Origin of the sequence: Paenibacillus sp. Cedars (assembly GCF_003184205.1) — a bacterium.
GTDB lineage: Bacteria > Bacillota > Bacilli > Paenibacillales > Paenibacillaceae > Paenibacillus_AQ > Paenibacillus_AQ glucanolyticus.
The window spans coordinates 4104323-4128575 of the sequence record NZ_CP020866.1 but is presented as its reverse complement, the minus strand read 5'-3'; the positions used below and the strand labels follow the sequence as shown (position 1 = coordinate 4128575).

Annotated in this window: 18 protein-coding genes; 17 read left to right on the top strand and 1 reads right to left on the bottom strand. The window is 51.9% G+C overall.

Annotated elements, in window-relative coordinates:
* Window positions 1-32 precede the first annotated feature (32 nt).
* The 14 genes from hemW (at window position 33) to B9D94_RS20750 (ending at window position 13614) form a co-directional block, all read left to right on the top strand.
* Window positions 33-1199, top strand: coding sequence for a radical SAM family heme chaperone HemW (gene hemW / locus B9D94_RS20815; protein ID WP_148247894.1), 1167 nt, complete (start codon window positions 33-35; stop codon window positions 1197-1199).
* A gap of 75 nt (window positions 1200-1274) precedes the next feature.
* Entirely contained in the window at window positions 1275-1736 is a 462-nt protein-coding gene (locus B9D94_RS20810; protein WP_036644473.1) for an N-acetyltransferase, read from the top strand.
* Between the two features lie 108 nt (window positions 1737-1844).
* On the top strand, window positions 1845-2879 hold the full coding sequence (gene hrcA / locus B9D94_RS20805) for a heat-inducible transcriptional repressor HrcA (protein WP_006209001.1): 1035 nt from the start codon (window positions 1845-1847) through the stop codon (window positions 2877-2879).
* 13 nt (window positions 2880-2892) lie between these two features.
* Window positions 2893-4428 (top strand): TCP-1/cpn60 chaperonin family protein, encoded by a 1536-nt coding sequence (locus B9D94_RS20800; RefSeq protein ID WP_006209002.1) that lies wholly within the window; start codon window positions 2893-2895, stop codon window positions 4426-4428.
* 61 nt (window positions 4429-4489) lie between these two features.
* Entirely contained in the window at window positions 4490-5086 is a 597-nt protein-coding gene (grpE, locus tag B9D94_RS20795; protein ID WP_148247892.1) for a nucleotide exchange factor GrpE, read from the top strand.
* An 87-nt stretch (window positions 5087-5173) separates the two neighbouring features.
* The gene (gene dnaK / locus B9D94_RS20790; protein WP_006209004.1) at window positions 5174-7012 is read left to right on the top strand and encodes a molecular chaperone DnaK; all 1839 of its coding nucleotides are present in this window, start codon (window positions 5174-5176) and stop codon (window positions 7010-7012) included.
* A gap of 92 nt (window positions 7013-7104) precedes the next feature.
* Window positions 7105-8223, top strand: coding sequence for a molecular chaperone DnaJ (gene dnaJ / locus B9D94_RS20785; RefSeq protein WP_006209005.1), 1119 nt, complete (start codon window positions 7105-7107; stop codon window positions 8221-8223).
* Between the two features lie 179 nt (window positions 8224-8402).
* A complete protein-coding gene (locus B9D94_RS20780; protein WP_006209006.1) occupies window positions 8403-8774 on the top strand; it encodes a hypothetical protein in 372 nt (123 codons plus the stop codon).
* Between the two features lie 49 nt (window positions 8775-8823).
* The gene (locus B9D94_RS20775; protein ID WP_006209007.1) at window positions 8824-9024 is read left to right on the top strand and encodes a YfhD family protein; all 201 of its coding nucleotides are present in this window, start codon (window positions 8824-8826) and stop codon (window positions 9022-9024) included.
* A gap of 183 nt (window positions 9025-9207) precedes the next feature.
* Window positions 9208-10185 carry a 50S ribosomal protein L11 methyltransferase gene (gene prmA / locus B9D94_RS20770; protein ID WP_036644469.1) on the top strand — a complete coding sequence of 326 codons (978 nt, stop codon included), beginning with the start codon at window positions 9208-9210 and terminating at the stop codon, window positions 10183-10185.
* Window positions 10186-10187: 2 nt separating this feature from the next.
* Complete coding sequence (locus B9D94_RS20765; protein ID WP_036644467.1) at window positions 10188-10880, top strand: site-2 protease family protein; 693 nt, start codon at window positions 10188-10190, stop codon at window positions 10878-10880.
* Between the two features lie 74 nt (window positions 10881-10954).
* Window positions 10955-11725, top strand: coding sequence for a 16S rRNA (uracil(1498)-N(3))-methyltransferase (locus tag B9D94_RS20760; protein ID WP_148247890.1), 771 nt, complete (start codon window positions 10955-10957; stop codon window positions 11723-11725).
* 2 nt (window positions 11726-11727) lie between these two features.
* Window positions 11728-13071, top strand: coding sequence for a tRNA (N(6)-L-threonylcarbamoyladenosine(37)-C(2))-methylthiotransferase MtaB (gene mtaB / locus B9D94_RS20755; RefSeq protein ID WP_063478937.1), 1344 nt, complete (start codon window positions 11728-11730; stop codon window positions 13069-13071).
* A gap of 87 nt (window positions 13072-13158) precedes the next feature.
* A complete protein-coding gene (locus B9D94_RS20750) occupies window positions 13159-13614 on the top strand; it encodes an NUDIX hydrolase (protein WP_006209012.1) in 456 nt (151 codons plus the stop codon).
* On the opposite strand, the gene B9D94_RS20745 is transcribed toward B9D94_RS20750, so the two are convergent.
* A complete protein-coding gene (locus B9D94_RS20745; protein ID WP_148247888.1) occupies window positions 13611-14582 on the bottom strand; it encodes a Na/Pi cotransporter family protein in 972 nt (323 codons plus the stop codon). The genes B9D94_RS20750 and B9D94_RS20745 overlap by 4 nt on opposite strands.
* A 297-nt stretch (window positions 14583-14879) precedes the next feature.
* On the opposite strand from B9D94_RS20745, the gene B9D94_RS20740 reads away from it, so the two are divergent.
* The 3 genes from B9D94_RS20740 (at window position 14880) to addA (ending at window position 24210) form a co-directional block, all read left to right on the top strand.
* A complete protein-coding gene (locus tag B9D94_RS20740; protein WP_036644461.1) occupies window positions 14880-16253 on the top strand; it encodes a class I SAM-dependent rRNA methyltransferase in 1374 nt (457 codons plus the stop codon).
* A 308-nt stretch (window positions 16254-16561) separates the two neighbouring features.
* A complete protein-coding gene (gene addB / locus B9D94_RS20735; protein ID WP_148247887.1) occupies window positions 16562-20092 on the top strand; it encodes a helicase-exonuclease AddAB subunit AddB in 3531 nt (1176 codons plus the stop codon).
* 5 nt (window positions 20093-20097) lie between these two features.
* Window positions 20098-24210: a helicase-exonuclease AddAB subunit AddA gene (gene addA / locus B9D94_RS20730; RefSeq protein WP_148248832.1), complete on the top strand. Its 4113-nt coding sequence runs from the start codon at window positions 20098-20100 to the stop codon at window positions 24208-24210.
* Window positions 24211-24253: the final 43 nt, after the last annotated feature.

Here is a 24253-nt window from a genome sequence, read left to right as displayed (position 1 = left end):
AGGAGGCTGCACATGAGGGGGCAAGAAAAAGAATGATGGCAATCGATAAACGGACGGAAGCAGTGTACATCCATATTCCGTTCTGCACCAATAAATGTTTTTACTGTGATTTCAACTCCTATGTATTAAAGGATCAGCCGGTTATGGATTATCTGCATGCGCTGGATAAGGAAATGGAACTGACCGTTAAGGCCAATCCTCCGGGCATCATCAAGAGCATATTTGTGGGGGGAGGAACACCGACGGTCCTCAAGCCGAATGAAATGGCGTATTTTCTGCAAAGCGTGAGGCGGCATTTTCCCGAATGGACGGAGGACATTGAGTTCTCGATGGAAGCGAATCCCGGTACTACGGATTTGGAGAAATTGTCCGTCATGCGTGAAGGCGGCGTGAACCGGATCAGCTTCGGGGTGCAGGCCTTCCAGAACAGCTTGCTGACTGGCATCGGGAGAATCCATGATACGGATGACGTGTACCGGAGCCTGGACAACGCCAGGCAAGCAGGCTTTGACAACATGTCCATCGATTTGATGTTCGGACTTCCGAACCAGACGCTGAAGATGCTGGCGGAAAGTGTGGATAAGGCCTTGGCACTGGGGCTCCCTCACTATTCGATATACAGCCTGAAGGTGGAAGAGAACACATTGTTCCATACGATGTACCAGAGAAACCAGCTGCCGCTTCCGGACGAGGAGGACGAGCTGAATATGTACCTTCTCTTAATGGAACGGATGAAGGCGGCCGGATATAAGCAGTATGAGATCAGCAATTTTGCCAAACCCGGATTTGAGAGCCGTCATAACATGACTTACTGGCGGAACGAGGATTATTATGGACTGGGCGCAGGAGCGCACGGATATGTAGGCCGTCAGCGTCACGTGAACATCAAAGGGGTCAATCCTTATAATGAAGCAGCCAACAAAGGACTCCCGAGACTGGAAAGCTTTGAGGTGTCAAGGGAAGAAGCGATGGAGGATTTCCTGATGGTTGGACTCCGTGTGCTGGACGGTGTATCACGGACCCGATTCCAGCAGCAATTCGGTGTTCCCATGGAGCAGGTATTCGCCCGTCCGCTGGATAAAATGGTGGGGGCTGGGCTTCTGGACTCCACGGAAGACGGCTATAAGCTGAGCAGCAAAGGAATTCTGTTTGGCAACGATGTGTTCGCCGAATTTATAGGGAGTCTGTCGACAAATTAATCTATTGAACTTATATGCGCTCTGTTGTATATTTATTCATAACATGACGGAGCGTGTAAAGGGGAGACGGACAACATGTCGGCGGTATGCAGAAAAGCAAAGCTTGAGGATGTCGAGCCGCTGTATCAGATGATTCAGGGATATGCCGAGAAGGGGATCATGCTGCCCCGGTCCAAAAAAGTGCTGGAGAAACAGATCGGAGAATTCGTGGTTGCGGAATCCGAAGGACATGTTATCGGCTGTGGTTCATTGTGTCAGCTCGGAACCGATTTGGTTGAGATCCGATCACTCGGCATCTCTGAAGGTTATAAAGGAAAGGGCATCGGCTCGATGCTGGTGGATTCCCTTTTGGAAGAGGCGAAGCGTCGTGAGCTTCCGAAAGTGATGGCCTTGACGTACGAGGTATCCTTTTTCATCAAAAACGGCTTTGACGTCGTTGAGAAGGAGATTTTCCCGGAGAAGGTGTGGACCGACTGCATCCATTGCAAGAAGCAGCACGCCTGTGACGAAATAGCTGTTCTTAAAGTACTGAACTGACTTGACAATCCTCAGGTCGGTTTGGTATTTTTGTTATATCGGTTAGCACTCGATGACGATGAGTGCTAACGAAAGCGAAATTTAGCAGTCAGCAAGGAGGGGAGCGACATGTTAACAGATCGTCAGCGCATGATTTTGAATGCCATTGTGGATGACTATATCCGTTCTGCCGAGCCGGTAGGTTCGAGAAGCATTTCCAAACGCGGGGATGTGGGTTATAGTCCGGCTACCATTCGAAATGAGATGGCTGATCTGGAGGAACTCGGGTTTTTGGAGCAGCCTCATACGTCAGCTGGACGAATTCCGTCTCATAAGGGATATCGTTATTATGTTGATCATCTCGCGTCGTCGTTTTCCTTGAACGCTGCGGAGCTGCATTTGATGAAATCATTTTTTGCAGAAAAGCTGAACGTGATGGAGCAGATGATTCAGCATACAGCCGGCATTTTGTCTCAGATGACTAATTACACTTCCATCCTGCTGGGACCGGAAGTTTTTCATACGTCTTTGCGTCATTTCCAGCTTCTTCCTCTTCATGAGGACCAGGCCGTAGCGATCATCGTAACCAGCACTGGGCAAGTTGAGAACAAGATTGTCTCCATTCCCAAGGGCGTGTCCGTTTCGGAATTGGAGCAAGTGGTGAACCTTCTGAACAAGAAACTTGTCAACGTGCCTCTATATAAACTCAAGACCCGTTTGTATACGGAGATTGGCGAGGAAATGCAGCGGCATATTTCGCATTACGAGGATCTCATGAGCATGCTCGATATTGCGCTTAATAACGAACCGGACCACCGCGGTGTGTATCTTAGCGGTACCACCCATATGCTGAATCAGCCCGAGTTCAAGGATGTAGATAAGGTAAGGGAAATATTTGAGCTTCTGGAGCAGACGCCCGCCCTGATGAAGCTGATGGCACCGGCTCCTGGGGAGCACGGCATTCAGGTGAAGATAGGTACGGAGAATACGCATGAAGCGATCTCCAACTGCAGTTTAATAACGGCTACCTATTCCATCGATGGCAAAGCGCTTGGTTCCATCGGAATACTCGGCCCTACACGAATGGAATATGCACGGGTGATCGGCATCTTGAATGTATTATCCCATGACCTGACGAAGCTGCTGTCACACTGGTACAAATAAAGGAGTGAGACAGATGAGCCAAGGACAACATAGCCAAGTGGATGGAGATGAGCGGTACTCTACGCTGCTGAACAATAGTAATGCCGTCCGGGCTGTCACGTCCGCTGTGGAAGGTACTCTTGGGCCCAAGGGGCTGGACGTGATGCTGGTGGGTCCTCGCGGTGAAGTCGTCATTACCAATGACGGTGTCACGATTCTGGATAAAATGGATGTCACCCATCCGGCAGCCCGCCTTCTCATACAGGTGGCGCGTGCCCAGCAGGAGAAGATCGGGGATGGCACCACAACCGCTACCGTGCTTGCAGGTGCCCTGGTACAGGAAGGCGTATCCCGCATTACGCGGGGTGTCCCGGCTTCCAAGGTGGTGGAGGGTCTGCGTCAGGGAATCGAGACGTCTTTGCGGTTGTTATCTGACCGGGTTCGGGTCATTGACGGACTGGACGATCCGCTGCTTGAGCGGACGGTGTACGTTGCTGGCCGTGAACGCAAGGACATTGTGGAATTAATCATGCAGGCTGCGCACAAGGCCGGAATTAATCGGCTCCAGGACCCTTCCTACTCGCTTGCAGACAGTATAATTGCTCTGGAGAATGCCGAGAATGAAGTGTTTGAAGGGGTTCTGCTGCGGCAGAGGCCGATCTTCGCCCGCGAATCACAATCATATGATGATGCCAAGGTGCTTGTGCTGTTCGATTCCCTGGAGCCGGATGAGATAGACGAAGAGGCGCTGACAACGGAAGCCGGGTTTGCGCAGTATATGGATCTTAGGAAAGTGTTCGCTTCGGATTTAGAGAAGATGTCGGAATTGTCCGTAAAACTCATTCTGCTTGAAAAAGGAATCCACCCCGATGCAGAGCAGTTCTGCCTCGACCACGGCATGATGGTTGTGCCGCGCGTATCGCGTGCGGATCTTCGGCGGGTAAGCGACATGACGGGGGCTACTCCCATACGCCGGAAGGCGTTACATAAAGACTCGAAGGAGCTTGCGGCTCTTCTGGGCCATACCCCGCGTGTCTCTTATGATGAAGGGATTGAGAAGATCCGGCTTGCATGCGGCAATCAAGACCGTATTGTGACGGTCATTGTCGGTGCAAGCACCTCTGAAGTGGTGGGCGAGGCCGCCCGAATCGCGGGAGACGCAGCATCGGCTCTGCAGGCGGCCGTATCCGGCGGGGTGCTTCCAGGCGGCGGGACAAGCGAACTTGCCGTGTCCTACGAGTTGGAACGGATCCGGGAGGCCCAGAAAGGCATGGAAGCCTTCGGGATGGAGGCCGTTTCGGCGGCGCTGCGCAAGCCGATGTCGCAGATCCTTCTGAATGCCGGTTACAATCCGCTTGAGAAGATGGAGGAAGTGCGCGCAGCACAAATTCGTGCCATCTCCGATAGTATGGGTATTGATTGTGACAGCGGCCGTGTTGTGGATTATGAGGAGCTTGGGGTGCTTGATCCGGCTCCGGTCAAACTTCACGGACTGCGGGCAGCCGGCGAAGTAGCGGCTGCCGTGCTTCGGATTCATCATGTAATCAAGATGAAGGAAATAGGCGAATAACGTAATCCCATAAATGAATCACAGACAACCTGGTTTAGAATATGAAGGAGGTGAAGGCGTCTTGAATAATGAGCATAAGGATGCCGTTCAAGATACAGTATCAGAGGAAACAGTAGAAGAAACGTTGGAGAACACGCCAGGCCCGGGTGAGGGTGAAGTAACCCCTGAGCAGGAGATTCCTGTAACGGAATCTTCGGATGAGGCTGGTTCTGCCGAGCTTGAGAAACTTCAGGCTGAAGTGCTGGAGCATCAGCAGCGTGCGCTGCGAGTGCAAGCGGATTTCGATAACTTCCGCAGACGTACACAGAAGGAGAAAGAGGAGCTTGGTAAATATGCTTCCTCCAAACTCATTACGGAGCTTCTGCCCGTGATTGACAACTTTGAACGTGCCCTTCAGGCATCCGGTGACAATCCGGAGTTTGAATCCTTCTCCAAAGGGGTAAACATGATTTTCCGTCAACTGGAATCCGTTCTGGCAAGCGAAGGCTTGACGGCGATGAACAGTATCGGCGAGCCGTTTAATCCGGAGTATCATCAAGCGATAATGCAAGTGGAAAGTGATGAATTCGAGGAAGGCATCGTGGTCGAGGAAGTGCAGAAGGGCTACATGCTGAAAGACAAAGTATTGAGACCTGCCATGGTTAAAGTGAGCATGTAAGCGACTCTCGAATGGTCGTTTATCATATAAAAAAATGATCAATATCATACGAAGATTCGTGTGAATGAATAAGGAGGAAAATTTTTCATGAGCAAAGTAATTGGTATCGACTTAGGAACAACCAACTCCTGCGTAGCCGTAATGGAGGGTGGGGAAGCAGTAGTTATCCCGAATCCGGAGGGTGCTCGTACAACCCCGTCCGTCGTCGGATTTAAGAAAGATGGCGAGCGTGTTGTTGGGGATACAGCCAAACGTCAAGCGATCACCAACCCGGATCGTACCATTATCTCCATCAAGCGTCACATGGGTACGAATCACAAAGAAACCATCGATGGCAAAGACTACACACCGCAAGAGATTTCCGCAATCATTCTGCAGAAGCTGAAATCCGATGCGGAAGCGTATCTGGGCCAAACCGTAACCCAAGCCGTTATCACGGTTCCTGCATATTTTAATGACAGTCAGCGTCAAGCAACCAAGGATGCCGGTAAAATCGCGGGTCTTGAGGTTCTGCGTATCGTTAACGAGCCGACGGCAGCTGCTTTGGCATACGGTATGGAAAAATCCGAAGACCAAACGATTTTGGTATATGACCTTGGTGGCGGTACATTCGACGTTTCTATTCTGGAACTCGGCGATGGCTTCTTCGAAGTAAAAGCAACCAGCGGTGACAACAAACTCGGCGGAGACGATTTTGACCAAGTGATCATCGACTACCTGGTAGCAGAATTCAAAAAAGAGCAGGGCATTGACCTGAGCAAAGACAAGGCTGCCGTTCAACGTTTGAAAGACGCAGCTGAGAAAGCGAAAAAGGAATTGTCCGGCGTACTTACAACAACGATTTCCCTGCCGTTCATCACCGTTGCTGATGGCGTGCCTCAGCATTTGGAGATCAACCTGACTCGTGCTAAATTCGAAGAATTGTCCGCTTCACTTGTAGAGCGTACGCTTGGACCAACTCGTCAAGCGCTTAGCGATGCAGGTTTGACGGCTAATGATATTCATAAAATCGTACTTGTCGGCGGTTCTACCCGTATTCCAGCCGTACAAGAAGCCATTAAGAAATTGACAGGCAAAGAGCCTCACAAAGGCGTAAATCCTGACGAAGTGGTCGCGCTTGGTGCCGCTGTTCAAGCGGGCGTATTGACTGGCGACGTTAAAGACGTGGTTCTGCTCGACGTAACTCCACTGTCCCTCGGTATCGAAACCGCAGGCGGCGTATTCACCAAAATGATCGATCGCAATACGACAATCCCAACAAGCAAATCCCAAGTATTCTCCACGTATGCCGATAACCAGCCGAGTGTCGAAATTCACGTGCTTCAAGGTGAGCGCGAAATGGCTGCCGGCAACAAAACATTGGGACGCTTCATGCTTGGAGATATTCCTCCAGCACCGCGCGGTGTACCGCAAATCGAAGTTACCTTCGATATTGATGCGAACGGTATCGTCAATGTTTCGGCTACGGATAAAGGCACTGGCAAGAGCCAGAAGATCACCATCACGTCTTCCAGCGGCTTGAGTGACGCTGAAGTTGAACAAATGATGAAAGACGCTGAGCTTCACGCCGAGGAAGACCGTAAACGTAAAGAGCTGGTAGAAGCTCGCAACAATGCGGACCAACTCGTATACACCACAGAGAAAACCATCAAAGACCTTGGAGACAAAGTTGATGCGGCCGAAGTGGAAAAAGCGAACGAAGCGAAAGAGAAAGTGAAAAAGGCGCTCGAAGCCGATAACCTGGAAGAGATTAACGCTTCGGTTGAGGAGCTGACTCAAATCGTGCAGCAGCTGTCCGTGAAGCTGTATGAGCAAGCAGCACAAGAACAGCAAGGTGCTGAAGGTGCTGACACTGGCGCTCCGAAGAAAGACAATGTCGTTGATGCAGATTACGAGGTTGTTGACGAAGATAAAAACAAAGGTTAATCTGAATAGATTGTATGGGAAGGTCAAAGCTGCGCATCTTCGCACTTTGGCTTTCCTTATGTAAAGAGTAATAAAGAGATTGGGGTGAAACCGTGGCTGATAAGCGTGATTATTACGAGGTGCTCGGTGTTGGCAAGGATGCATCGGATGATGATATCAAGAAGGCGTACCGCAAAATGGCTCGCCAATACCATCCGGATGTAAACAAAGCGGCTGACGCGGAAGCCAAATTCAAGGAAGTGAAAGAGGCTTACGATGTATTGAGCGATGGTCAGAAGCGTTCGACTTACGACCAGTACGGTCATGTCGATCCGAACCAAGGAATGGGCGGAGGCGGCTTCTCCGGTGATTTCGGCGGTTTTGGAGATATATTTGATATGTTCTTTGGCGGCAATGGACGCCGTGATCCGAATGCGCCTCAGCGGGGGAACGATCTGCAGTACACCATGACGGTAGAGTTTAAGGAAGCCATATTTGGCAAGGAGACGGATATTAATATCCCGAGAACCGAGACCTGCGATACCTGTCATGGTTCCGGTGCCAAACCAGGCACGCAGCCTCATACTTGCTCGGTATGTAATGGCAGCGGACAGCAGGAGGTTGTGCAAAATACGCCATTCGGACGTATGGTGAACCGCCGTGCTTGTTCCAACTGTAACGGAACCGGAAAGATTATCAAAGACCGCTGCTCGACTTGTCATGGCAACGGTAAAGTGAAAAAACAGCGCAAAATTCATGTTCGCGTACCTGCCGGTGTGGATGACGGAGCTCAGCTGCGCATGACAGGCGAAGGCGAAGGCGGATTACGCGGCGGACCGGCCGGTGACCTGTATATTGTTATCCGTGTGAAGCCGCATGATTTCTTTGAACGCGAAGGGGACGACATTTATTGCGAAGTACCGCTTACCTTTGCCCAAGCCGCGCTTGGTGATGAGATCGAAATCCCGACGCTGACCGAAAAAGTGAAGCTGAAGATCCCTGCTGGAACACAGACCGGCACCTTCTTCCGACTGAAAGGCAAAGGGGTACCGCGGCTGCGCGGCATGGGACAGGGCGACCAGCATGTCAAAGTCGTGGTTATCACGCCAAGTAAGCTGAGTGATGAGCAGAAAGAACTGCTTCGTCAATTTGCTTCGCTTGATGGCGAACAGACTCACGAACAGGAACAGTCTTTTTTTGACCGTGTCAAAAAAGCATTCCGTGGTGATTAATACCGATATAGGGATATTCCCTTTCATAGCACGAAATATAACAGCAGGCTGAAGGATAACATACCTTTGGCCTGCTGTTTTTTCTACAGCTCCCAAGAATAAAAGGATCAATGATGAAGCATCCTAGGGGGGTTCCATCCAGATGCGCGATTTTGAAGAGGAAATGCAGGTGAAGTGAAGTGGCAGAGAAAAATATTTTGGCGTATTTCAAAAGCCCTGATCAGGCACAGCACGCAGCTCGCAAGCTCCAGTCGCTGCGCGTTGCGGATATGTCTATCGACCGGTTTGGGGCTTATCCCGGCGGGGAGCTTAACCAACCGATGAATCCGTTGACAGGTAATATTGCCAGCTTGTCAACGTTGACCCTAAATGCGGACATTTCGGGGCCGGGAGCCGGAATCCTCGGCGCGGCGGATCCTTCTGCCAGCGGGATGAGCAGCGGAGGGCAGGACGGAACCGAGGGCCGGGATATTCTGTTGACGGTTGTGTTGGATGAAGGCGTATTCACTCAAGCCATGCGAATCATCGAAGAATCCGGCGGCATGGTTTAAGTGTTGCAGGTCAGCGCTAATCGTTCATAAGGAAAGGAGAATAGCACTCATGATGAGACGTGTGAAAAAAGGAAAAATTTCGAGCAAAACGGAGAAGATGATTGCTCTTCAATCCGCCAAGGCTGAGGATGTTGAATTCTCGGCAATGGAAGCCGATCACGATGATGTCGAGGCGCTTCGCAGAAGCGAGGCTGCGGATGAACGCCAATTGAAGAAAATTCTCGACGAAACCAGTAAAGACGTAGATTGATCGTTACGAATTTAATGTATTGCCCGGTCCCTCTTACCTTCTTCTTGCGGAGGCGGTAAGAAGGGCTTTTTTGATTATTTGATCAACAGAATAGTCGCCACGCATTTCCGTACAAACTTTGTATCAGGGGTCCTCCATATAGTACAATGGTATTTATGTATGAACGAGGAGGAACTGTAGCACATGTTATGGCGTGAATTAACGATACATACCACGGAGGAAGCCGTGGAGATGATTACGAATTTCCTGCATGAAGCAGGAGCCGGAGGCGTCTCAATTGAAGAGTCCGGTACTACGAACAAGAAGCGGGATACATCCCTTGGGCAATGGTTTGATGAGATTGTTCCGTTTAACGATATTCCTGAAGGGTTTGCCGTCATCAAAGGTTACTTTGATGAGACGGTTACGCTGGAATCGGTCCTTGATGAAATTGCCCCTCGTGTGGAGGAGCTGAAGGAATTTGGCATTGATACAGGTGAAGTAAGTTATGAGATGAAGACGGTGGATGAGAATGAATGGGCGACTGCCTGGAAGCAGTATTTTAAACCGATCCGCGTGTCCGAGAGGTTAACCATCAAACCGACGTGGGAGGAATACACGCCTGAATCGGACAATGAATCCATTATTGTACTGGACCCCGGGATGGCTTTCGGAACGGGAACACATCCAACCACTTCCTTGTGCCTGCGTACGCTGGAGATGGTAATCCAGGGCGGTGAGGAAGTCATTGACGTCGGGACGGGATCAGGCATTCTCTCCATCGGTGCGGCGCATCTGGGGGCTTCGCGAATTCTGGCTCTTGACCTGGACCCGGTTGCCGTATCCAGCGCGAAGGAGAATACCCGTCTTAATGGTCTGGAAGATGTCATCACGGTGAAGGAAAGTGATTTGCTCTCGGTACTGACGGATTCGTCCGTTCAATCGGACCTGGGCGTGAGACTGCCGGTACAAGTTGTAGTGGCCAACATTTTGGCGGAGGTTATCCTATTGTTTGTGGACGATGTCTACCAGGCCCTTCAGCCAGGCGGCGCCTATATCGCTTCCGGAATCTACAAGAACAAAGAAGAAATCGTGGAGAAGGCGCTGATTGCCTCGGGTTTCGAAATCGCGGACATTTGCCGCGAGGATGATTGGGTTGCATTCGTAGCGAGGAAGAACTGATTATGGATTTTTTGGATAAGCTGCTATTTTATCCGCTGGAACAGCTTCCGTTTTACCTGATTGCTTTAATCATTGCATTTACCGTGCATGAGTTTTCACATGCCTATTTTGCTAATAAATTCGGAGATCCTACAGCCAAGCTGCTGGGCAGAGTGACACTGAATCCTGCGGTGCACTTTGATTTTCTGGGCATCGTCCTCCTGCTGATTGCCGGGTTCGGCTGGGCAAGACCGGTTCCCATTAATCGGGAGAACTTTAGCAACCCGCGCCGGATGAGCATTATCGTGGCGGCGGTGGGTCCGCTGAGCAACCTTTTGTTAGGCATACTTGGGGCGCTCATTTATGCTGTTCTGTATCAAACCGGCATTATTCCTCCCGAAGGAATAACCAAGACGGATCAAGCGGTGCATTTGTTCTTTAATATATTCATATTGCTCAATTTCTTTTTATGTCTGTTTAATCTGGTTCCATTGCCGCCGCTGGACGGCTACCGCATCCTGGAGAACGCGCTTCCTCCGCGGATGAGTGCGAAGATACAAAAGTTTGAGCAATGGTCGATCCTTATATTCTTGTTGATCATTCTGTTGCCTTTTTTCCAGAACTATACGATCAAGCCCCTGTATGATACGGCATATGCGCTGTCCTCCAAAATTTTGGATATGTTCATTTTGATGACCGGCGGTTATCGACACTGATTTTTTCTGGTCAGTTCGCATGAAAAGTTGTATGATGAGGTTTGGCGATTTTTGAGTTAGGTGAGGATATAAAGATGCAGCGATATTTTGTGACTCCCGCACAATTCGAGGGAGACCGTGTAGAGATTACGGGCGATGATGCCCGTCATATCACCAAGGTCATGCGAGGAAGGCTTGGTGATAAACTGATTGTAAGCGATGGGGTATCCCGCGAAGCCATGGTTGAAATTGAAAGTTTAGAAGCGGCTAGCGTTTTTGCCGTTGTGATTGAATCCATGGAGATGAGAAATGAGCCGCGCCTGCAGGTGACGATTGCCCAGAGCTTGCCGAAAGGCGACAAAATGGAGACCGTCATCCAAAAATGCACCGAGATTGGCGCGGTGTCCTTTGCTCCCTTCTTATCGGAACGAACGATTGTTCAGTACGATGCCAAGAAGGAAGGCAAGCGGCTGGAGCGTTGGCGCAAAATCGCGAAGGAGGCTGCTGAACAGGCTCATCGTAACCGGGTACCGTCTGTTGAACAGCCTTTATCGTGGAGGAATCTGCTTGCAGCGTTTTCCAGCTATGATGCTGTTTGTTTTTGTTATGAGAAAGAGCATGGTTCCCAGTTAAGGGACGTGCTCAAGCCATTTGTAGAGCAGGCGCTGCCGGAGTCCAGCTCCCAAGCCTGCTTGCTGCTGGTCGTTGGGCCTGAGGGCGGATTTACGGAAGAGGAATGCCGGGCTGCCGAGGATGCGGGAGCCGTGTCCGTCGGACTGGGAAGGCGGATTCTCCGCTGCGAGACTGCCGGCATGACCGCGCTTGCCTGCGCACTATACGAATCTGGAGAAATGGGGGGCGTTTGAACATGCCATCCGTAGCGTTTTATACGTTGGGTTGCAAAGTCAATTTTTACGATACCGAGGCCATCTGGCAATACTTCAAAAATGAAGGCTACGACCAGGTGGACTTCGAACAAACCGCTGATGTTTATTTGATTAACACTTGCCACGTTACCAATACAGGGGATAAAAAGAGCCGTCAAATGATCAGACGCGCGGTTCGCCGCAATCCTGAAGCCATCGTGGCTGTAACGGGCTGTTATGCCCAAACCTCGCCTGCCGAGATTTTGGATATTCCAGGCGTGGATCTTGTAATCGGAAACCAGGATCGCGATAAAATCATGGATTTCATTCAGGATATTGAAAAAACGCGCCAGCCGATTAATGCGGTGCGTAATATTATGAAGACCAGAGTGTTCGAGGAGATGGACGTTCCGGATTTTGCCGAGCGTACACGTGCATTCCTGAAAATTCAGGACGGATGCAACAACTTCTGTACGTTCTGCATTATTCCTTGGTCCCGCGGACTGTCGCGCAGCCGGGATCCGAAGAGCATTATCCAGCAAGCTCATCAGCTGGTAGGGGCAGGATATAAAGAAATCGTGTTGACCGGTATTCACACGGGGGGATACGGCGACGATCTTGAGGAATACCGATTGTCCGACCTGTTGTGGGACCTTGACCGGGTTGACGGTTTGGAACGCATTCGCATCAGCTCCATTGAAGCGAGCCAGATCGACGAGAAGATGCTGGACGTTCTGAACCGTTCCAGTAAAATGTGCCGTCACCTCCATATTCCGCTGCAAGCTGGAGATGATACGGTGCTGAAACGGATGCGCCGTAAATATACGACGGAAGAGTTCTATAACAAGATGGGCTTGATCCGCCAAGCGATGCCGGATGTCGGCATTACCACCGACGTCATCGTTGGATTTCCAGGAGAAACGGATGAGATGTTCCGCAACGGCTATGATCTGATGAAGGCCATTCAATTCTCCGAGATGCACGTGTTCCCTTATTCCAAGCGTACCGGTACGCCGGCAGCACGTATGGAGGATCAGGTGGACGAGGAAGTGAAGAACGCCCGTGTCCATGATCTGATCGACTTGTCGGAGCAGCTGCAGCTTGCTTATGCGGAGCAGTTTGTAGGCAAGATTCTGGACGTGATACCGGAGCGGGAATACAAGGGTGCTCCCAAAGGCGGAAAGATGCAGGGTTACAGCGACAACTACCTCCAGCTCATATTCAATGGCTCGTCTGATCTCGAAGGCAAATTGTGCCGCGTAAAAGTGACCAAAGCCGGTGTAAATGAATGCGAGGGCGAACTCCTCAGCGTCATGGATCATGGACTTAAGGCAGCTGCCCAGTAATTCCAATAGCAGCCATACCAGACAAGGATTTCATTTCCTAGCCATTTGGAAGTGGAATCCTTGTTGTACATGAAGGAGGAACAGGACATGACATATACACAAATTTCCGCAGGCGGCGTTGTATACCGTCATTATGAAGGGGCGCTTCAGATCCAGCTCATATTGGACCGTTACGGAAAAACCTCGCTTCCCAAAGGCAAGATGGAAGCAGGTGAAACCGTCGAGCAGACGGCACTCCGAGAAATATGCGAGGAGACAGGTATAGTCGGATCCATCACCTCTCCAGTGGACATCATTGCATATAAATACCATCATCCCGAATTAGGCCAGGTGGACAAGGAAGTTCACTACTACCTGGTAAAGGCAGAAAAGGGTGTTTTGAAACCCCAGGTCGAGGAAATTAACGGGGTGGATTGGTTTGAGCCTCTTACCGCATGGAGGAAGCAGCGCAGTAACGGTTACAACAATAATGATGTTATCCTGCGCAAAGCGCTTACGCTGCTTGATATCAGCATTCCTGTAGACGAAGATATTCAGATTTAGGTCTGAGCCCGTTTGTTCCAGAATGGCAGATAGCACAGCGGAAGCGCGATAAGAGAGCAAACGACATTAAACAAGGTTTGTGCATGGGCGATCTGACCAGCCGGGTCTGCGGCAAACCAGCCCGATACCATCGTTAAACCTGCAATCAAGGGCGTAAAGAGAAGAACCCCGCCGATATTGAGACCCATGTGGGACCAAGCCACAAATCGTCCGGCCCGGGTGCTGCCAAGCGCAGCTATTAAAGCTGTCACGCAGGTCCCCACATTAGAGCCCAGCACGATGGCGACGCCAATCTCGGGAGGCAGTGCTCCGCTTGCTGCAAGGCCCATTGCCATGGCGATGACTGCAGCGCTGCTGTGCATGAGCGCGGTCAGCAGCGTTCCGGCGGCAATGCCCCAGAGGACGCTTCGCGAAGCATGGTCGAGAAACCATTGGAACACGCCAAGGCTTTGAAGGGTGGGGCCGATGGATTGCATGAATTGAATGGCGAGCAGCACAAGCGAGAATCCGGCAACCGCCAAGCAGAGAAACTGACTGCGGATCAGCTTCTCTTTTAATTTGTCATAGCTGGAAGGTACGTGTTCGCTGACGAGTACAGCTCCAATCCATAACATCAGGGAGAGGACAAGGAGGGGCATGGCTACCTGTCCGATTTGAAGACTGATGAGCTCCGTGGTAACCGTTGTGCCGATGTTGGTGCCTAGAATGATGCCCAGGGTTCCGGCAAAACTCAACAGGCCGGCATTCGCGAATCCTATCGCTAGTACGGTTACAGCGGTGCTGCTCTGGAGCAGTGCTGTTACCGCAGTGCTGGCGATCATGCCCTTGATGGGTGTGGATGTCGCTTGGTGGAGCCACTTATGCAACAGGGGACCGGCCCAGCGCTGGAGGGCAACCTCCATGACCTTCATACCGAACAGGAACAGAACAAGACCATAACAGATGGGAAACCAGAGTGAGGATAGCATGATGTTCTCCTTTTCTGAGGAATAAAGTGTGAGATAATAACGTCGGCCGCGGCGGAAGGACTTGACCGGATCTCTTCGGTAAGACCTCCATCGGTGCTTTTCTTAAGATTATGGAATTTATAACAGTTCACCGAAGCTGAGCGAATTGGATAATCGCAAGAAAAACATCCTTTACACGCTGTCTGTCTTACGCAAAAAACACGTCGGTAGACGCTTTTCTTATTACGTATATGACCCCTGGCGGACATGCATGCCTATAGATATGGCGCAGGGGATAACTTAAGGAGTGAACATACAGTGCCATCGGTTATTTTGGAGCGCAGTCGAAAAAAGAGATTGGAGCAGGGGCATCCCTGGGTTTATAAAAGCGAGATTGCCTCAGTTGAGGGAGAGCCGAAACCGGGGGATCTGGTTTCTGTGTTAAACCACCAAGGGCGGTTTCTTGCCTCGGGTTATTACAATCCGCAGTCTCAAATCACGGTACGCACCGTTTCCTACGAGCCGGTTGAGTTGATGAATCGGACTTTTTTTGCCGCCCGTTTTCAGGAGTGCCTGAAGCACCGGGAACGGTTTATCGGGGAAGAGAACGCCTACCGGCTGGTATACGGAGAAGCCGATTTTTTACCCGGTTTGATTGTAGACCGTTTCGCTGACGTGCTGGTTGTGCAGCTGCTGACGCTGGGTATGGATCGCTGCCGTGAAGAGATTGTGAGTGCGCTGGTTGAGGTTATGCAGCCAAAAGGGATCTATGAGCGGAGCGACGTATCCGTTCGTGAGCTGGAGGGACTTGAGCTGCGCAAAGGGGTCCTCTACGGAGAGTGTCCGCGCCACGTAACCGTGACGGAGAACGGCCTCAAGATTAAGGTTGATATCGAAGAGGGACAGAAGACGGGATATTTCTTTGACCAGCGTGAGAATCGGGCTTCCATTAAACCGTTAATGACCGGCTGGGGAAGCCGCAGCGGAATTGCGCTTCAAGCAGTGGAATCGGGTGGTGAGCTGAAGAAGGTGCCTGTGAACAAGAGTGGAAAAGAAGTTACTTTTCCATATTGGGACGGAGCCACGGTGCTTGAATGCTTTTCCCATACGGGCAGCTTCACCCTGCATGCTTGCCAATATGGCGCCAAGAAAGTTACCTGCCTCGATATTTCGGAGCATGCAATAGACAGTGCCAGAGAGAATGTCGAACTGAACGGATTTCAGGATCGGGTGGAGTTCGTCGTGGATGATGCCTTCCAATATTTGCGGAACCAGGTAAAAGGACTGGATGAACGTGAACAGCGGGCCAAAGGGGATCAGAAGGTAGACACCTCCAAACCCCTGACAGCAGGAGGCGGCCGTTCCTGGGATGTGGTAATTCTGGATCCACCGGCATTTGCCAAAACCAAGTCAGCCGTCAAAGGGGCTTGCCGCGGATACAAGGACATCAATTTGCATGGCATGAAACTGGTGAACGAGGGCGGTTATTTGGTTACGGCTAGCTGCTCGTACCATATGCGGCCGGATTTGTTTCTGGAGACGATCCAGGATGCGGCCCAAGATGCAGGCAAAATTCTGAGATTGGTGGAATGGCGTGCCGCTGGTAAAGATCACCCCCAAATCCTTGGGGTGGACGAGGGGCATTATTTGAAATTCGCTGTGTTTGAAGTGCGCAGCAAATCAAGACTATAGAGTGCTGCCGAATCGTATGGATAAGAAGGATCTTCCAAGTGGTGGGTAAACCATGAGGGGAGGTCCTTTTTCTTATGCACACAATATTTTGGAATGGCAATGAAATCCAAACGTATGTTCCATCAAACCGCACTTATGTTATACTAGTGATCAGCATCTTTTTTGATAGAGTGCTAACAATTACAATGGATTTTACATCCTTTTTGGTCAAATAAATCATAGATTCAAGGGTATGATTTCATCGGAACGATATCGTGTTCTCTGGTGAAGGAGTACCCTTTGGCAGACACTGTGGAAGGGGGCATAGCATGAGCGTTCAATTTGTGATCGGAAGGTCAGGCAGCGGCAAGAGCACATTGATCCGTCAAGAGATGATGGATCAACTGGAGCGGGATCCCAGGGGGAATCCGATGATTCTGATCGTTCCGGAGCAGGGGTCCTATGAAGCCGAACACGCACTCGTGAATGCGGGAGGCATACGGGGCATGATGCGTGCGCAAGTGCTCAGTTTCCGCCGATTGGCCTACCGGGTCATGCAGGAGACTGGCGGAGCAGCGAAAGTGGCGATCAGTGAAGAAGGAAAACGCATGCTGATGTATAAAATTTTGCGGAGGCGCAAAGAAGAACTGCAGCTATTCGGCGCCTCAGGCGAGCAGCTCGGTTTTGTCGGTAAGCTGAGTGAGCTCTACACGGAAATGAAGCGATACTGCATTGACGCTTCCTGTGTGGAGGAGCAGCTGAGCCAGATGATGTCGGGCTCCGGAAATTCTCCGATGCTTCGCCGAAAGCTGGAAGATATCGTAACTGTATTCCGTGATTTCGAACTCGAGATATCGCGGCTGTACACGGATGAGGAAGACACACTTGCCTCACTGGCGGAGGGCGTGGCGGACTCAGAATACATCAAGCGTGCCGACATCTGGATCGATGGCTTCCATGGCTTTACCCCGCAGGAGTATCGGGTGCTCGGGGAGCTTATCCATCATGCCAATCACGTCACGATAGCTCTGACACTCGACAAACCTTATATGGATGGGGCTGTTCCACATGAGCTGGATTTGTTTCATCCTACCGCGGTGACGTACATAAAGCTGAAAGGAATTGCCGATGAGTTGGGAATGGATGCGGAACACCATATGCTGCATCCTGAAGTGCCGCCGAGGTTTCAGGATTCCCCGGTGCTGGCGCATCTTGAGCGCGGTTATGACCGGAAGAAGCGCTGGACGGGAGCTTATGGAGACGGGAATCATGAGGACAAGGAGAACGGCCGCAGAGAAGGGCTGCTTCTTCATGCTGCCAGCCATCGCCGGGCCGAAATCGAAGGGGCACTTCGAGAGATGCTGCGCTTGGCGCAGGAGGAAGGAGCGAGATTCCGGGAGATGGCGGTATTCGTCCGGAATATGGGAGATTATGAGCATCTGGTAGGCCCGTTATTCAAGGAATACGATATTCCTTATTTTCTGGATCAGAAGCGGAGCGAACTGCACCATCCGTTAGTTGAATTCATTCGCTCGGCTCTGGATGTCATTGGGCGAAGATGGCGTTATGAGGATGTGTTCCGCTGCGTGAAGACGGATTTGCTGCTTCCGCTGGACGGCTCCCTGAACCGGGAGGATATGGACCGGTTGGAGAATCATGTGCTCGCTTCCGGGATTCATGGTTACCGCTGGACGGATGGCCGTCCGTGGAAGGGGATTCCAAGTCTCTCTCTAGAGGATGGAGAAAACGAGGTGCTCAATCTCGACGGCATGCAGGCTATTGAATACGCAAGAAGGGTCATCGCAGAGCCGCTTCATGCGTTCGAGAAACGGATGAAAAAGGCTGCGACCGCCATGGATAAGAGTACGGCAGTTTATCGCCTTCTGGAGGAGTGCGATGTACCTGAGAAGCTGGAGCTGCTCAGCCGGGCCGCGTTGGACGCAGGACGTCCAGAGGAAGCCAGGGAGCATCGCCAGGTATGGGGAGCCGTGCTTGACCTGCTTGACCAGATTGTGGAGATGATGGGTGCAGAGAAGCTGAGCACGGAATTGTTTACAGGGGTGCTGGATACGGGTCTCACTGAAATGAAGATGGCCCTTGTACCACCCTCTCTGGATCAGGTGCTTATCGGAAGCATGGACCGGACACGAACGGGCGGGGTGAAGTATGCTTTTCTGCTCGGCATTAACGATGGCGTTCTTCCAGCCCAGTTTCAGGATTACGGCATTTTGACAGAGACGGAGCGGCTCCATCTCGAAGATCGCGGGTTGGAGCTTGCCCCGAGTATATCCCGCAGACTGCTGGATGAGCGCTTCCTGATCTACAACGCGCTTACTTCAGCCAGCGAGCAGCTGTGGGTCAGCTATCCTGCTGCAGATGATGAAGGCAAGACGTTATTGCCTTCCGAGGTGATCCGTCATCTGAAGCTGATGTTCCAGATCGACGAGACACCCCTGTATCCAAGGCCGCATGCCGGGCAATCGGTTCCCGAACAGGAGCGATATGCGGCCCGTCCGCACAAGACGCTTGCGTATTTAACGGGAAGGCTTCGCGACTGGAGGAATGGAGAGGACATTCCGCACATTTGGTGGCATATGTACAATTGGTTTGCTCAGAAGCCGGAATTTCGGCCGCGTCTGGAATCGATGCTCTCTTCATTGTCCTATCGGAATGAAGCGCAGCCTCTTAAGGAAGAGACCAGCAGGCAATTGTATGGAACGAAGCTGCGGACAAGCGTATCCCGGATGGAGCGGTTTGTAGCCTGTCCATTTTCACATTTTGCATCACATGGATTAAAGCTGAGAGAGCGGCAGCTGTACCGACTGCAGGCTCCTGACATCGGACAGCTGTTCCATGCTGCCTTGAGCAGCATGGCAGTGAAGTTTCAATCGGAGCATCGAAGCTGGGGAGACCTGTCGGCAGATGAGTGTCTGCGTGAGGCGGAGGCTATCGTGGATCGGCTCGCTCCGATGCTGCAGGGCGAAATCTTGTTGAGCTCCAAACGGTATGGATATATCTCCCGGAAGCTGAAGAATATCGTGGGCAGAGCTTCCGTTATTTTGGGTGAACAAGCCCGGCGCGGCAAATTCGAGCCGATCGGCCTTGAGCTTGACTTCGGTCCCGGCAAACCGCTGCCGCCGCTGACGTTTGAACTGCTTAACGGGGTGAAGATGGAGGTTGTCGGTCGTATTGACCGGGTGGATATGGCACGTGGCGAGCATGGGATCATGCTTCGGGTCATTGATTATAAATCCAGCCAGAAGGATCTGCGATTGCATGAGGTCTATTACGGATTGTCCTTGCAGATGCTGACCTATCTGGACGTGCTGCTGACGTTTGCGGAGGATTGGCTTGGCGAACAGGCATTGCCTGCAGGAACGCTGTATTTCCACGTTCATGATCCGGTATTGCAATCCGCAAACGGCATGACGCCGGAACAGGCGGCAGAGGAACTGCTCAAGCGCTACAAAATGAAAGGTCTGCTGCTTGCAGACCGTGAAGCCGTTTCCCTCATGGATTCATCCCTTGAAAAAGGCCATTCGGCTATTCTGCCTGTTGCCGTCAAAACAGACGGCAGCTTCTACAGCAGCGCAGCCGTTGCGACGCCGGATCAGTGGGAGACTTTGCTATCCGCAGTGCGGGAAAATATGCTGACGATCGGCTCCAGAATTACCGGCGGCGATGTAGCGATTGAACCTTACCGAATCCAGCAGGAAACAGCTTGCACGTACTGTTCCTACCGGCCGGTGTGTCAGTTCGACGATGCGATTGAGGGCAGCGACTACCAGCTGCTGGGCAAGCCGGGACGCGATCAGGTCTGGGATCTGCTGGGACATCCGAAGGGAGGAGAGAGTCGGTGAGAGAGATGATAGCAAAGCCTGAGGGCAGCATGTGGAGTGATGACCAATGGAAGGCCATTGCACTTTCGGGTGATGACATCCTGGTTGCAGCCGCAGCAGGCTCAGGAAAAACCGCCGTGCTCGTTGAGCGGATCATTCGCAAAATCCTTGACGACACCACAGGGTTCAGTGTGGACCGGCTGCTTGTGGCTACCTTTACCAAGGCAGCGGCAGCCGAAATGCGCGGTCGGATTCGGGAAGCGCTTGAACGCGAGCTGGACCGTGACCCGGACAACGAGCATATCCGGCGCCAGCTCGCTTTACTCGGCAGGGCGTCGATTACAACGCTGCACTCCTTCTGCATGGAAGTCATCCGCCGGTATTATCAGCTGATCCCGCTGGATCCGGGGTTCCGCATTCTGAATGAACATGAGGCGGATTTGATGCGGCAGGATATGTTGGAGGAGCTGTTCGAAGAGAAGTATGGTGAAGTAGAGCAGGACCAGGGCAGTACGTTTCTCCGTTTGGCTGATTGGTTCAGCGGGGAGAGAACGGACGATGCACTGTATCGTCTCGTTCAGCGCCTCTACGATTTCTCGCGCAGTCATTCATGGCCGGCAAGCTGGCTGCGAGACACAGCGGCAAGCTTCCAGGTAGCGGATACCGAGACGCTCGGACAAACACCGTGGGTTCAAAGTGTATTGGCTGACGCACGTTTAGCATTGAACGGAGCTGCAGGCCTGCTATTGCAAGCGAAAGCCATTGCTATGCAGCCCGGGGGGCCAGCACCGTATGTGGATAATCTGAATGAGGATTTGTCGCTGGTGGCCTCTTTGCTTGAAGCCATCGATTCTTCACCGTGGGAATCGTTATACGGTATTTTTCGCGAGGTTTCTTTTGGCAAGCTGAAGTCGGTCAGGAAGGACGATGTCCTGCCTGAGCTGCAGGAACGGGTCAAGGAACTTCGGGACCTTGTGAAGAAGACCGTAAATGAGCTGAAAAGCGCCTTGTTCGGCCGACCGGCATCAGAATTTCTGCAGGAGCTGCATACGGCTGCGCCGCTGATGCAGGAACTGGCCGAGACGGTTGTTGCCTTTGGCGAGCGATACCGGGAGGCCAAGGCATCCAAAGGCTTGGTCGACTTTAACGATCTGGAGCATTACTGCCTACATATTCTTCGCCATCCGGATTCCGTGCCGGGTCATATGATGCCCTCCGATGCGGCGATGGAATATCGCGAGCAGTTTGACGAAGTGCTGCTGGACGAATATCAGGATACAAACAGTGTGCAGGAAGATATCGTACGATTGATATCCAGAGAAGCGCCGGGAAATCGGTTTATGGTTGGAGACGTCAAGCAGAGCATCTACCGTTTCCGCCTGGCAGAGCCGGGACTTTTTCTTGATAAATACAAAAAATTCTCCTCGGACGTCAACACGTCCCTTGTGGGCATGCGGATTGATCTGGCTCGAAATTTTCGAAGCCGGATGGAAGTTGTGAATGCTGTTAATGTGCTGTTTCGACAGATCATGAATGAATCCGTAGCGGAGATCGCCTATGACGAGCGAGCGGAGCTGATATCCGGCGCTTCCTTTCCCGAACGCGAGGATACAGGGGGCATGAGTCCTTATACGCCGGAATTGCTTCTCATCGACCGTCTCGGAAAGGGTGCGGAGGAACCGTCCGAAGAATCGGCTTCGGAAGAGGACGGGGGCATGATGGAGGTTGAGGCGCTTGAGATGGAAACCGCCCAACTGGAAGCTCGTGCCATTGCCCGCAGAATCCGTGAGATGACCGGCGAAAGCGGAAAGCCGCTCATGGTTTACGATAAGACACTGAAATCGATGCGGCCCGCCGGGTATGGAGATATGGTCATTTTGCTGCGTTCTGCCATGGTATGGGCGCCTCTAATCATTGAGGAGCTGCGACAGGAGGGAATTCCGGCGTTCGGCGAGCAGAACAAAGGATACTTTCAGGCAACCGAAGTGGAGATTATCTTATCGCTGCTGCAGGTAATCGATAACCCTCGGCAGGATATTCCTCTGGCATCGGTTCTGCGATCGCCCATTCTCGGTTTATCGGAGGAAGAGATGGCACAGGTCCGCCTGTGCGCCAAAGGTACTTATTACGATGCGCTTAAGGCAGCTGCTGCGTTAGGTGGACTGGCGCCGGTATTGGATTCAGAACGTTCATTAGGTCTCGTTGACGGGAAGTGGACTCCGGGCACAGAGCTGGAAAGTATGGCAGAAGCGGCGGCAGGCCATGAGCTGGTTGCAGGCAGCTCTTCAAGTGCTTCGATGCGGATGAACGGCCCGAATGTTGAAATATCAACGGAGCTGGGCACAAAACTGGGGTTGTTCATGGACCGACTGCGGCGCTGGCGTCAGGAGGCCCGTCAGGGGAGCCTGAGCGAGCTGATCTGGGGGATCTACAGCGAGACCGGTTACTTGGATTGGATCGGCGGTTTGCCGGGAGGCAAGCAGCGTCAGGGAAATCTGACAGCCTTGTATGACCGTGCGGTGCAGTATGAGCAGGATACTTCCTCAAGGGGACTCTTTCGTTTTCTTACCTTTGTTTCAAGGCTTCGGGAGCGGGGGGGGGATCTTGGGACTGCCGGCGGAACGGACAGCCAAGGAAACGCTGTACGTCTGATGACCATTCACAAGAGCAAAGGGCTGGAATTCCCTGTCGTTTTTGTGGCGGGATTGTCCAAGAATTTCAACCAGCAGGATTTGAACTCGCCCTTCCTCATGCATAAGGAGCTTGGATTTGGACCGAAATTTGTAGATGAGGGCATGCGGGTCAGTTACCCCACCCTGCCTAATCTGGCAATCCGCCGCAGGTCACAGCTGGAGCTGCTGGCCGAAGAGATGCGAGTGCTCTACGTTGCGCTCACACGGCCGAAGGAGAAGATGATCCTGGTCGGTACGGTGAAGGATTTGCCGAAAAAAGTGTCTACATGGGCGCAGGCCGATCATAATCCCGAGCTGCTGCTGCCGGATTATGTCCTTGCCCGAGGTCGGAGTTATTTGGACTGGATCGGCCCTGCCGTGATCCGGCACCCTTCCGCGACCTTGCTCCGTGAAATGGCAGGGTTGCCCGTAGAGGGGAATTTGGGTGTGCTGGCTGAGGATCAATCAGAGTGGTTGTTTTCGATAGAGACACCGGAATCTTTGGCGCAGGGCATGAGTGGAATTGCGGATGATGTTCAAGCAGACAGTCTGGATCGAATGAACAAATTAAAAGCTCTTCACAAGCTTGAGCCGGTAGAACTGGATTCAGCGACGGCGCAGCAGGAGGATGCTGTGTCCGATCACCAGCGGGAAGCCATTGACCGGCGCTTGTCTTGGAGCTATCGCTATGAAGCGGTCAGTCAAATTTCCGCCAAAACGTCTGTGACGGAGATGAAGAAACTCTTGACGCTTCAGGACAGTCCCTCCTTGGATCTGATAGAGGAGCAGGCCGTGAAACGCCAGAGCCAGGAAGATATAGGACTTGGCGCTTCCTTCACACTGAACCTGAGGCGGCCAAAATTCATGGAGTCTGCGAAGCTGACACCAGCCGAGCGGGGAACGGTCTACCATACGATTATGCAGCACTTGCCCCTTCAACGATTGGGGGGAGCTGCTGAACGGATTTCCGAGATTGAACAAACCATCCGCTATCTTGTGGAGAAGGAAATCATAACCGGAGAGCAGGCTGCCGTCGTGGAGCCGGCGGAAATCAGCAGCCTTTTTGATTGTGCAGTTGGGAAGCAGCTTATGGAAGCAGAAGATACATGGCGTGAAATGCCGTTCTCCTATGCACTGCCTGCAGCGGAAGCCTATCAAGGGCTTGCTTTTATAGACCAAATCGCGGAACAGACGGCGAACGATCACCCGCATGTTCAACTGCTTCAGGACGAGACGGTGCTGATCCAGGGGGTTGTAGACTGCTTATTCCGGCACAATGGAAGACTTGTGCTGCTGGATTATAAAACGGATCGGGTGCTGGAGCACCGCGGCGGCATTCCGGCGTTGGCGGAACAGTACCGTTTTCAACTGGATTTGTATGCAAAGGCGCTGGAAGACATTTTAGGCGAGCCTGTATATGAGAAATGGCTGTACTTTTTTGATGGGGGACAGGCCGTTCAGGTTTAACCCATTGTAGTGAGTTTGAGTTTGTTGGAAGTTTGGGAGAGGA

Coding starts and splice junctions, on each gene's coding strand:
- B9D94_RS20750 (WP_006209012.1), top strand. CDS start 13,159: ATGACATATACACAAATTTCCGCAGGCGGCGTTGTATACCGTCATTAT.
- hemW (WP_148247894.1), top strand. CDS start 33: ATGATGGCAATCGATAAACGGACGGAAGCAGTGTACATCCATATTCCG.
- B9D94_RS20745 (WP_148247888.1), bottom strand. CDS start 14,582: ATGCTATCCTCACTCTGGTTTCCCATCTGTTATGGTCTTGTTCTGTTC.
- B9D94_RS20765 (WP_036644467.1), top strand. CDS start 10,188: ATGGATTTTTTGGATAAGCTGCTATTTTATCCGCTGGAACAGCTTCCG.
- prmA (WP_036644469.1), top strand. CDS start 9,208: ATGTTATGGCGTGAATTAACGATACATACCACGGAGGAAGCCGTGGAG.
- dnaK (WP_006209004.1), top strand. CDS start 5,174: ATGAGCAAAGTAATTGGTATCGACTTAGGAACAACCAACTCCTGCGTA.
- hrcA (WP_006209001.1), top strand. CDS start 1,845: ATGTTAACAGATCGTCAGCGCATGATTTTGAATGCCATTGTGGATGAC.
- B9D94_RS20760 (WP_148247890.1), top strand. CDS start 10,955: ATGCAGCGATATTTTGTGACTCCCGCACAATTCGAGGGAGACCGTGTA.
- addB (WP_148247887.1), top strand. CDS start 16,562: ATGAGCGTTCAATTTGTGATCGGAAGGTCAGGCAGCGGCAAGAGCACA.
- mtaB (WP_063478937.1), top strand. CDS start 11,728: ATGCCATCCGTAGCGTTTTATACGTTGGGTTGCAAAGTCAATTTTTAC.
- addA (WP_148248832.1), top strand. CDS start 20,098: ATGATAGCAAAGCCTGAGGGCAGCATGTGGAGTGATGACCAATGGAAG.
- B9D94_RS20775 (WP_006209007.1), top strand. CDS start 8,824: ATGATGAGACGTGTGAAAAAAGGAAAAATTTCGAGCAAAACGGAGAAG.
- B9D94_RS20810 (WP_036644473.1), top strand. CDS start 1,275: ATGTCGGCGGTATGCAGAAAAGCAAAGCTTGAGGATGTCGAGCCGCTG.
- B9D94_RS20800 (WP_006209002.1), top strand. CDS start 2,893: ATGAGCCAAGGACAACATAGCCAAGTGGATGGAGATGAGCGGTACTCT.